Genomic DNA, 11,031 nt, shown 5'->3' with positions numbered 1-11,031 from the left:
GCTGTCCCGGAGTCCCCGTCTCCTGACGACCGTCTCCTGTCTCCGTTCGGACCTCGGCGTGAGCTTTTGTCGAACGCAAAAGCTCACGGCCGAAGCCTGTCTCCTGTCTCGACTAGGAAATTAATTTTGCACGACTACTTAGCTGATATGTTGACACATAAAACTCCGTAAATAGCGCAATTTATCTAGGGCTTGCTGAAAATTACTGGAAGTTTTACTAGAAAACGGTTTTGGGACTTTTTTAGCCAAAAAAGTGCAAGAAACAAAGGTTGAGAAATCGATCCGAGAGACTCAAAACCCTTGCACTTTCCGGAGGCGATTGCAAAGGGTTCTGCTTCCCAGTGCGCGAGGTCATTGTGTTATTCTGACTTCCCCGACCGACGACCGGCTACTGACGACCGACTCCTAACCCCACCAACAAACTTTTTCAGCAAGCCCTATCTAATAAGCTTTTGCCAAATACTTCTTCAATATCTATTGGCCATCTTTGTCGATAAATTTCCCCCCCCCTTGCCCCCTGCCCCCCGACATCGGGGGGGCAGGGGGGGTGGGAGAGGGGAGTATGACCTGATAGCAGCTCAAGAGCTTACTTTGGTCAGAAGTCTTATAATCTTCTCAAAGCAACGATTGGGTCTAATTTAGCGGCACGATGAGCGGGAACAACACCGAAAATCAGACCGATGGCACTAGAAACTCCTAAAGCGAGAATTATCGCAGGGATTGAGACACTGGTGGTTAAAGCGGCAAAAATTCCCGCTAGATACATTCCTTGAATGCCGACAAAAATCCCGATAATTCCGCCAGTGGTGGCTAAAATCACCGATTCAATGAGAAATTGACCTTTTATATCCCCTTCTTTGGCTCCTAAAGCCTTTCTTAACCCGATTTCTTGGGTTCTTTCCGTGACTGACACGAGCATAATATTCATTACGCCGATTCCCCCAACAAAAAGGGAAATACTGGCGATCGAGGCTAACATTCTAGTTAAACTATCGTTAGTCTCTTTGGCCATTTCTAAGACTGTGGTTTGGAGGAAAACCTGCACATAATTCTCGTCGCTGACCTGATGACGCATTTGCAGCAGGTTGCTAATCTGAAACTGGGCGGCTTTAATTTGGGCAGAGTTTTTCGCCAAGACAGAAATATGAGTCAGGGGAATGCCAAAGATAGAATTGCGCCCTAAAACCTGATTAGACATGGTAGTTAGGGGAATTAAAGCTCGATCGTCCTGATTAGCCTCAAATAAGGAGCCTTTCGCCTGTAAAATTCCAATAACTTGAAAACTAAGATTGCCGATGCGAAGATTTTCGCCGACGGGATTGCGATTACCAAAGAGATTTTTGGCTAATTCCGATCCCAAGACAATCACGCGATTATCCCGTTTCAGGTCAGATTCCATAATAAATCTACCTTTAGATAGTTGACGGTTACGCACGTTTAGGTACTCGGCTCCCACCCCAATCAGGGGGCTATTACTGGTTCTATTACCGAAGGATAAGATTCTTTTACCGCTCAATTCGGGAGAAATGGCGGCAATGGCGGGAACTTGAGATGCGATCGCTTGAGCATCTTCGTAGGTGAGGGGCCGGGGATTAGGAATTGTCCGCCGGACATTGCGCGAGGAGGTGGAAACAAATAAAACATTCGGACCGAGGGCTTCAAACTGCTCGAGGGCGACTTTTTGCGCTCCTTCACCCACTCCCACTAGGGCAATGACGGAGGCGTTACCGATAGCAATTCCCAGCATAGTCAGACCACTACGCAGTTTATTGCCCATCAAAGCGGAAAAAGCCATTTTCAGGTTTTCGAGCATTTCCATGGTTAGTTACATTCAGTGATCAGTGATCAGTAAACAGTAATCAGTGAAAAGTAAACAGTAAACAGTGAAAAGTAAACAGTAATCAGTTATCAGGGATAAAGATGAAGATAAATAAATAACTAATTAACTAATTAACTTACATCTGATAACTGATAACTGATAACTGATAACTGATAACTGATAACTGATAACTGATAACTGATAACTGATAACTGATTAGCGGGTAGAGATTTGGATCGTTTCCGGTTTGCTTAAATCGCCGGTAATAGTTAAACTGCGCTGATTAGCGTGGAGATGACGGACGATTTTATAGATAGCCTCAACTTGGTCACTAGAGCCGATTTTGGCCGCTAGTGTGGTTAGGTCGAGAGCAGTTCCCGTTTCCCGAACAACTTGCACGATTTTTCTTTGTAAATCCAGAATAGAAGCGGCGGCTTTTTTCCCTGCTTCTACCCCGGGTTGATGGTAGGCGTTAATGTTAACTAAACTAGCATAGAAACTAACGGCCCGTTCGTAGAGGGCGATCAAGGCCCCCACCTGACGGGGAGTAACCTCTGGGATAGTGATAGTGATAGAGTGACGACTATTTTCGTATAAAGCTTGTCGAGTACCTTGCAGTAATCCTGAGAGGAAATCGCCAGCAGTGGAGCCAGTTTCCACTTCCATGGAATCTCCTTGTCGGTCTTTTAACACTTCAATAAAAGTGGCGAAGAAATTGGGAATACCTTCGCGTAATTGTTGGACGTAGGCGTGTTGGTCCGTGGAACCTTTGTTACCATAGACGGCGATCCCTTGGTACACCTTATTACCATCGAGGTCTTTTTCTTTACCGAGGGACTCCATGACCAATTGTTGCAGATAGCGGCTAAAGAGATAGAGACTGTCTTTGTAGGGCAGAATCACCATATCTTTCTCTCCCTTGCCATTGCCCTCATGATACCAAGCTAGAGCAAGTAGGGCGCTAGGATTTTTTTTCAGGTTATGGACGCGGGTGGCGATGTCCATTTCTTTGGCCCCGGCTAACATTTCATCAATGTCGATACCCTGCAAAGCGGCCGGGAGAAGACCGACGGCGGATAGTTCTGATGTACGACCACCGACCCAATCCTGCATGGGGAAACGAGTTAGCCAATCTTGGGCGTATTTGTCCAGTTGGCTACCCGGCATAGTGACGGCGACCGCGTGTGGCGGAAAGTCTAAATCTTGTTTTTCGTAAGCGTTGCGGACTTCTAACATTCCGTTTCTCGCTTCGGGAGTGCCGCCGGATTTACTGGTGACGATAACCAGGGTGGTAGCTAGGGGTAAATGGGCTAGGGTGCGATCGATGCCTTTAGGGTCGGTATTATCAATAAAAGCAATCTCTAAGGGGGGATTAAGGGGGGATAGAGCCGAACCGACGAATTGGGGACCCAAAGCAGACCCCCCGATGCCGACACAGAGAATATGGCTAAATTTTCCCCGATTGGGCGGCTTAATCGCTCCGGAGTGAATTTTTTTGACAAATTCTTTGATCTGTGCTACGGGTTCGGTGATTTCGTCCCGCAATTCCTGGTTAGGAGCGAGTTCAGGAGCGCGCAGCCAGTAGTGGCCGACCATACGCTGTTCGTCGGGATTGGCGATCGCACCCTGTTCTAAAGCTGCCATATCTTGGAAAGCGCGCTCAAATTTTGCTTCTAGACCTTTGAGAAAAGCCTCATCGAAGGGAATCCGACTGACATCGAGATAAAGTTCTAGGTTAGGGTGATAGTATAACCAATCTTGGTAACGTTGCCAGAGTTGCAGATTATCCATAAAAAAAAGCGAAATTTTTGTTTAATTACTCGTTTAGGGGAGATAGGATTCTATCCTCTCCAATCATCATACAGGTAGTTTTAGACTAGAAGATGACGGTTAACCATATATTAGGGGTTGGCAAAATGCTAACAGTGACGGAACTATCCCCTAATTGTTCGGTTTGCTGGTGTTGGCTGTTGATTTTTTAACCTTTCCTATGGCTATCTACTCATCCCCCCTCAAAATCGGTAACTTAGAAGTGCATAGCCGCGTCTTGCAATCACCTTTATCCGGTGTCACCGATTTAGTGTTTCGGCGCTTGGTGAGACGCTTTGCTCCTGATTCCATGCTCTATACCGAGATGGTTAATGCGACAGAAATCTCCCAGCTGCAAGAGTTACCGCAATTAATGGTTATCGGGGACAAAGAACAACCCATTAGTATGCAATTATTTGATTGCCGTCCCGATTTTATGGCTGTGGCGGCGGAAAAAGCGGTTAAAGAAGGAGCGATGACCATCGATATTAATATGGGTTGTCCAGTTAATAAAATTACTAAAAAAGGCGGCGGTTCTTCGCTTTTACGACAGCCAGAAATTGCCGAGCAAATTGTTAGGGAAGTGGTGGGAGCGGTATCGGTGCCAGTAACGGTGAAAACTCGCTTGGGATGGAACGCTCAGGAGATTAATATTATCGATTTTGCCCGTCGTTTGCAAGATGCGGGAGCGCAAATGTTGACCCTGCACGCACGCACTAGGGAACAGGGTTATCACGGGCCGGCCGATTGGCAATGGATTAAACGGGTGAAGGAGGTTTTATCAATTCCTGTCATTGCTAATGGTGATATCGTTTCTGTGGAAGCGGCGATTAATTGTTTGGAATTTACCCGGGCCGATGGGGTGATGTGTTCGCGGGGAACCCTCGGTTATCCCTATTTGGTGGGGGAAATCGATTATTACCTCAAAACAGGCAAAAAGTTGCCGAAACCCACCTCTATTGACCTGTTAAGCCTAGCTAAAGAGCATTTACAGGGGCTATGGCTATACAAGGGACAACGCGGTATTTGGCAAGCCCGGAAACATTTGGCTTGGTATTGTCAGAATTTTACCGGTGCGGCGGTTTGGCGCGATCGGTTTTCGCGGATCGAATCCCTGGCGGAGGGCTGTGATTTAATTGATAGAGCTATTGCCCAATTAAACCTTGAAAACGAGAATATTTACAGATAACGGTTGAACTGACCCGCTATCATCAACCTTGAATGATATTATTAGTCTAAGTAGGGTTTGCTGAAAAAGTAGAGGCGAAGCATTCGGATAGGAAATCTACGGTTTCAGCGATAGGTTATGCCCGAATGCTTCGCCCCTACAGGACTCTCAAAATCTTGCACCTGTTTCGCGAAACAGTCCCCTAAAACCTTACCTCGTCTATATTTCACATTTATTCAGCAAACCCTACCTAAGCCCGCTCACGGGTTTCAGCCTTATGGCGCAATTTGCTTGCCTGCTCCTGACTATTCCGATATATTCAGTTAAACGAAGGGGTTGGGTTTCCTTGCGTCAAACCAGCCTAGGGCTGTGATTTAATTGATAGAGCTATTGCCCAATTAAACCTTGAAAACGAGAATATTTACAGATAACGATCGCACTGACCCGCTATCATCAACCTTGAATGATATTATTAGTCTAACTCTCGGTCGGGTGCAGTGATTGGTTAGATCGCTCCTAATTCTTACCTAGAATCTTGTCATACTCGGAGTGTGAACCAACCCAGAACCAAACTATCTTTTCTTCGTCTGACTTCTTAATCCCTAATGCTCGCCATCCAATGCCGACTCTGACTGACCAGATTTTTTCTCTTGGTTTCACCTCTTTGAACTCTAGGCTGGGGTGAAATGGATTTTCTTGCCAAATCTCGTAATTTTTCTTGGCTGTTTCTTGTACCCTTTGCGGCAAACTGAGAAAAAGTTGACGAAACCTCTTGGTTCTGGCTGACTTCATTCTTCCCCAAAGCCTTTATCTTCTGTTCTCCCCTCTTGTTCTTCTATCAGGGCTTCCTGTGCCATTGTTATTAAAGCTCCCAATTCCAGATCTTCGTTAGAAAGGCTTTGCTGCCACTTTAATTCACTTTCAATATCTTCTAGCAATTGTTGAGCAAGTTCATCCTGAAGAGACTCTGGCAGTTTCTGGATTTCTGTGAATGCTTTTTGCAACAGAGTAGTCATGTTTTGTTAATGTTTTACAGGCATGGGAATATTTTACCACCTCCTGAGTCGAGTCATCGGACCATAACCTCACGGATTACTGCTCCGGGTGGAAGGTCGATAGCATCAGGTTGTAAATAAAGCTCGATCGCTTCCCGTATATTAGACTTGTTGCGGAATAGTGGGATAATGGGGAAGAAACAATGATTGGCTATCCCCTTGAATGCTGAACATTGGCAGAATCTTGGGCGTTGCTGATTTGAGAGCTGAATCTTCGGTAAATAATGATAGCTGGACACCTTTTAAGGACAATTTTTACTACTCTCCCATCCTAAGTTGTTAGGAAACAACAACATTTACCTATTAATTAACCCCACTCTGTTGCGTATCTTGACCTTGTACGGCATCGGCAGCGGAAACACCATCACCTTGAAAACCAAAATACCATAAAGTAGCGGCAGCTTCAGCGCGAGTTACTGGTCTTTTTGGCTGAAATAGGGTAGTAAAACCAAAAACTCGCCGAATATTGGCTTGTTCGGCATTTTGAAAATCGGCATAAAGAGCGCGCACCAGCTGCGGGTTAATTTTATTAGTATCCTGAAAACCCCAAGTATTTTTAATCGTATCAAGATTGGCACTCGGTAAAGCTTTTCTGATATCTAATGGCACTTTCCACGCGATTAAATCTTCCCGGGTTAAAGGGGCATTGGGACGGAATAAAAGGGCGCTACTATCTCCCGTTAAAGGAGAGGGAATTAACCCCGCTTCCGCTAATCCTTGAATATAAATATAATCGGGATCGTTATTTTTAACATCACTAAAAGCTGGGGAACTATTGGGAGTAGCTAAACGGATTTGTTTACCCGCCACATTAGCATAAATCGCATTATTAGCCCGTAACAACCAGCGCGCAAATTCTCGGCGCGTTATTGTATCATTAGGGTTAAACTGATTGTTATTACCTGTTAATACTCCCAATCTAGCTAAGTCTTGAATGTGGCTCTTTAAGGGATTAGGTAAGGATTCGAGATCGTTAAAACTGGTGGGATTGAGATTGGGTAACGGGGAGGGACTAGGGGAGGGACTAGGGGAAGCAATCGGCGTTCCTGTTGGACGATAATCGAGGCTATATTCGGTATTGGGAGAAGTGGCAGTTATGGTGATAGTTAATTCTAAATTATCTCGACGGGCCGTCAGGGTACTATTGACTCCTTCCCCAGAAAAGGGAGTGATAATTTCCCAATTATTATTAACTAATTCCTGTTGATAAAAAGCCTCGATCGCATTGCTGGGATCGTTGGATTGCCAACGGGTTTGTCCACCGGTATTATCGGGATTTGTCTGCACGGATAATAATTCTGATTGACTATATCGAGGAATTTCTGCGGGAAAATTTGCGGGTAATTGCTTGTTATTAGGAGAGTTTTCTGGTATGGGATTTGTTTGTAGATTAGGATCGGCAGCCAGACGATTTTCTAGGACAGGATTGCCACTACAGGCTGCTAAAATGCCCAGCAGGGTGATCATTGTACTGTAGCGAATAAACTTACTCACGGTCTTTACTAATATTGTTTCCTTAGCTTTATCCTAGCTTATTTACCCAGGTTTTTGACTAGGGAAAATTTTGCGCCACCATTGACGTAATTTCCCCAGCAGAAATCCGCCTAACCCTTTTGTGTATTTTTCAAATTTGTAGTAAAATAAAATGTCGATTATATCCTGTGTGGAAAGATACTTGAGATAGGATACTCCTTGATCGATACGCGCATCACTATATTCTAAATAAACTTGGCGACTGAGGCGATCGGATAAATTCCATTTTGGTTGAAAATATTCTTGCATCCTCTGTTGATAAGCGGCAAAACTCCTCAATTTTCCCTGTAAATATTCTTCCATGTATTCACCAGCAATTTCGGCTCCTTTCATGCCATGGCGAATACCTTCCCCTCCTAAAAAGTTAACCGTAGAAACCGCGTCACCAATCGCTATAATATTCGGTTCTTGATAATAAATATCTTGCAGATTGAGCGAATATTCTAAAATAGAACCATGACTGTCAATTATATCATATTTAGAGAGATTCATGTAGGTTTGCATAATTTGTGTAATATAACTTTTTAAAGGCTTAACTTCAGAAATATAAGGATGTTCTCCCTCTAACCAAGCGGCTCCTATTTTTAATTGCTGATTATCCATAGGAAAAATCCAGCCATAACCTTTAGGACTCCATTTATGACCGAGAAAAAATACTAAATTATCTTGATACTTTTGATAATCTAATTCTGGCACAGCAATTAAATATTCAATACCCACTGCTTTTAAAAAATCAGGTTTTTCTCGTCTATGTTTATACATAACTGCTCTAGCGTATCCCGTGGCATCAACCAATAAACGAGTAGTAACTGTCTCGATTTTTTCTCCTTTTGATTTCAAGAAAACAGTTAGCTTATTCTCCATCTGTTGATATTTCAGATAACGACAACCTAAACGAACTTCTCCCCCCCAACGCAGCACTTCTGCGGCTAAAAACTCTCGCAATTTGGCAAAATCAAAAACTACCCCTAAAGGTTGCGGTGATGACCAAGAACGATGTATGCTAGTGGAGACAATTTCGATATTTTTCCAAAACCTAGCCACTACGGTTTCGGGGAGATTGAATTGTTCTAAAATTTCTAGGGGAGAAGCGGCACTAGAAAAGTTATTATCTTGCCAACTAGAATGTTGTTCCACTAAAAGCACACGATAACCTTTTTCACTTAATAATCTCCCACAGTGACCTCCCGCCGGTCCCCCCCCAATAATTACGACATCATAATCCATGATTTACTCCCTCGCCTAATCTTGCTAACTTGCCTCTATTTTACCCTAAATTGCCTTTTGTTAAACCCCAAACTTATGAAGCTGTTGTCCATATAAATTTGATACTCTTTTTGACCTGTTCCCTATTCCCTCATCGAAATCCGACTAGCTTATGACATTTTTCTTATTATTAGTTACTTCCCTATCGCTAATAATTTGGTTATATTTAATCTTAGCCAGGGGACAATTTTGGCTATCTAACCAAAAAATTAATCCTGTCACTTCTCCTTTAACAAATTATCCAAAAGTCTCGGCAATTATCCCCGCACGAAACGAAGCCGACGTTTTACCTATCAGTTTAACCTCCCTCTTTAACCAAGATTATCAAGGAGAATTTTCGATTGTTTTAATTGACGATCAAAGCAGTGATGGTACGGGAAAAGTTGCTCAAGAAATTGCCGATAAATACCATAAATCTGGCCAGATAACTATTATTTCTGGACAAGCTTTAGAGATAGGATGGACGGGTAAATTATGGGCAATGAAACAGGGAATAACAGAGGCTACCGAGAAATTCGCTCCCGATTATTTTCTCTTCACCGATGCCGATATTGCCCACGCGCCGGATAATTTAACCCAATTAGTCACTAAAGCAGTACAAGAAAAACAAGCTTTAGTTTCCCTGATGGTGTGGCTACGCTGTGAAAATTTTTGGGAAAAATTACTCATTCCTGCCTTTGTTTTTTTCTTCGAGAAACTCTATCCTTTTCCCCTAGTTAATAACCCTAATTCCCCGATAGCTGCCGCCGCTGGGGGTTGCATTTTAATTCGCCGAGATATTCTGGAAAAAATTGGCGGTATTGAGATTCTTAAACAAGCTTTAATTGATGATTGTTCCTTGGCGATTGCGGTTAAAAAATATCTGCAAAATCACCCCAAAAATACCGAGAGATCTATCTGGTTAGGATTAACAGAAACCAGCTATAGTCTCCGTCCCTATCCCGATTTAGCCAGCATTTGGAATATGGTAGCCCGCACCGCCTTTACACAACTAAATTACTCAATACTTTGGTTAATCGGGACAATTTTCGGGATGTTTTTAACCTATTTAGCCGCCCCCTTGGGCTTAATCGGGGGATTGATATTAAAAGAAAGATTAATTATTATAATTAGCACCGTCACCTTACTACTAATGGCCCTCTCCTATAGCCCGACTTTAAGACTATATAAATTATCCCCCCTGCGGGCTTTAACTTTACCCCTAATTGCCCTCTTTTATAGTTTAATGACTGTCGATTCTGCCCTGCGTTATTGGCGCGGCCAAGGGGGAAGTTGGAAAGGGCGAGTTTATCCTAATTAGCTAGAGCAAGCCTTAAGAATTTCTAGCAAATTGACTAAGGGGTTATCTTATACTAAATCCAGTTATTAAAGACTGATTATCTATTCCTCCTTTTGCCTCTTGCCTCTTGCCTCTTGCCTATCCTGATATGTAGCCTATACTCAACGGATTTAGTATTAATGCTTGCTGCTATCAGATTAATTTTCTTCCTCTGGTTCTGGGGTTGGTTTTGGTAAACGAGCGATAAAATCTTTCATTTTAGGATGATTAAACATTTTCTCCGTGTCTTGCAGAAGACGTTGACCCCAGAGATTTTCCCCTAAAAATTCTAGACTGACATAACGACTATCGCTAGTGAGAGCGGCCTGAGCTAATTTGATGCCCTCCTCAGTTTTCCCTTGACTATAAATAGCCACCGCAATAGCTAACTGAGGTTCCGCCTGTTTAGGATCGATTTTCAAAGCGGCGCGCCAATCTTTAAGGGCTGCTTCCTTATCGCCCTGTTCGTATTTAACTAAACCAATATTATTAATAGCGGGCCAAAAGTTTTTATCTTGACTAACAGCTTTTTCGTAAGCTGCTATCGCCGCAGGATATTGTGCTAACTTGAGATAGGAATTACCGAGATCAAAAAGAGCGGGGGAGATATCGGGTTTCATTTGCAAACCCGCTTCAATCTGGGCAATAGCAGACTTGTAATCCTGATTCTGAAAATAGGCACTACCGAGGGAAAATTTAATATTAGCTTGGGCATCGGCGGGAGCAAGGGACAAAGATTGATTTAATGCCTGGATACCGGGTTGCACCTGGTCGTCTTGCAGATATAAACTACCGAGAATAAACCAAGTTTGATAGAGATGGGGGGCTAACTGCACCGCTAACTTAGCCCGTCCGAGGGCCGCATCGGTACGGCGAAAACGAGCTAATTGGATGGCATCTTCGGCCATTTCAATTCCCGCTTGTTCCATCTGTTCTAACTCCGGTTCGATGGCGTAGGGGAGTAGTGCCTGGGAAAAAGCCGGCGGGCTGCCAGCGACGAAAAAAATGAGCAAAGAAACGATTAATTGAAGTTTTGGCACAGTTTACCCCCGCGATAGGCCTT

General features: G+C 43.6%; 9 protein-coding genes. 2 read left to right on the top strand and 7 right to left on the bottom strand.

Annotation, left to right across the window (positions count from 1 at the left end):
* Window positions 1-604: 604 nt before the first annotated feature.
* Together O9334_RS09150 and O9334_RS09145 are read right to left on the bottom strand one after the other, a co-directional pair.
* Window positions 605-1,819 carry an ABC transporter permease gene (locus O9334_RS09150; RefSeq protein WP_287999938.1) on the bottom strand — a complete coding sequence of 405 codons (1,215 nt, stop codon included), beginning with the start codon at window positions 1,817-1,819 and terminating at the stop codon, window positions 605-607.
* A 216-nt stretch (window positions 1,820-2,035) separates the two neighbouring features.
* Window positions 2,036-3,610 carry a glucose-6-phosphate isomerase gene (locus tag O9334_RS09145; RefSeq protein WP_287999936.1) on the bottom strand — a complete coding sequence of 525 codons (1,575 nt, stop codon included), beginning with the start codon at window positions 3,608-3,610 and terminating at the stop codon, window positions 2,036-2,038.
* Window positions 3,611-3,809: 199 nt separating this feature from the next.
* Between O9334_RS09145 and dusB the strand changes: the two genes are divergently transcribed.
* Entirely contained in the window at window positions 3,810-4,817 is a 1,008-nt protein-coding gene (gene dusB / locus O9334_RS09140; RefSeq protein ID WP_045362757.1) for a tRNA dihydrouridine synthase DusB, read from the top strand.
* Between the two features lie 495 nt (window positions 4,818-5,312).
* Here the strand turns inward: dusB and O9334_RS09135 are convergent, their stop codons facing one another.
* The 4 genes from O9334_RS09135 to O9334_RS09120 all read right to left on the bottom strand — a co-directional run bounded on the left by O9334_RS09135 (window position 5,313) and on the right by O9334_RS09120 (window position 8,611).
* A complete protein-coding gene (locus O9334_RS09135) occupies window positions 5,313-5,588 on the bottom strand; it encodes a ParE family toxin-like protein (RefSeq protein ID WP_004161552.1) in 276 nt (91 codons plus the stop codon).
* Window positions 5,585-5,812: a hypothetical protein gene (locus O9334_RS09130; RefSeq protein WP_002735837.1), complete on the bottom strand. Its 228-nt coding sequence runs from the start codon at window positions 5,810-5,812 to the stop codon at window positions 5,585-5,587. Before O9334_RS09130 ends, O9334_RS09135 begins: the two co-directional genes overlap by 4 nt.
* Window positions 5,813-6,154: 342 nt before the next feature.
* Window positions 6,155-7,318 carry an S-layer homology domain-containing protein gene (locus O9334_RS09125; protein WP_190380501.1) on the bottom strand — a complete coding sequence of 388 codons (1,164 nt, stop codon included), beginning with the start codon at window positions 7,316-7,318 and terminating at the stop codon, window positions 6,155-6,157.
* A gap of 69 nt (window positions 7,319-7,387) precedes the next feature.
* Entirely contained in the window at window positions 7,388-8,611 is a 1,224-nt protein-coding gene (locus tag O9334_RS09120; RefSeq protein WP_045362677.1) for an NAD(P)/FAD-dependent oxidoreductase, read from the bottom strand.
* 151 nt (window positions 8,612-8,762) lie between these two features.
* On the opposite strand from O9334_RS09120, the gene O9334_RS09115 reads away from it, so the two are divergent.
* Window positions 8,763-9,950: a glycosyltransferase gene (locus tag O9334_RS09115; RefSeq protein WP_287999932.1), complete on the top strand. Its 1,188-nt coding sequence runs from the start codon at window positions 8,763-8,765 to the stop codon at window positions 9,948-9,950.
* Window positions 9,951-10,126: 176 nt separating this feature from the next.
* On the opposite strand, the gene O9334_RS09110 is transcribed toward O9334_RS09115, so the two are convergent.
* Entirely contained in the window at window positions 10,127-11,008 is an 882-nt protein-coding gene (locus tag O9334_RS09110) for a tetratricopeptide repeat protein (protein ID WP_045362672.1), read from the bottom strand.
* Between the last annotated feature and the right edge of the window lie 23 nt (window positions 11,009-11,031).

The sequence above is a fragment of the Microcystis sp. LE19-8.1F genome (assembly GCF_027531715.1).
Classification (GTDB): Bacteria; Cyanobacteriota; Cyanobacteriia; order Cyanobacteriales; family Microcystaceae; genus Microcystis; species Microcystis wesenbergii_A.
The sequence above is the reverse complement of the archived record's forward strand: the minus strand, read 5'-3'. Positions and strand labels throughout refer to the sequence as shown.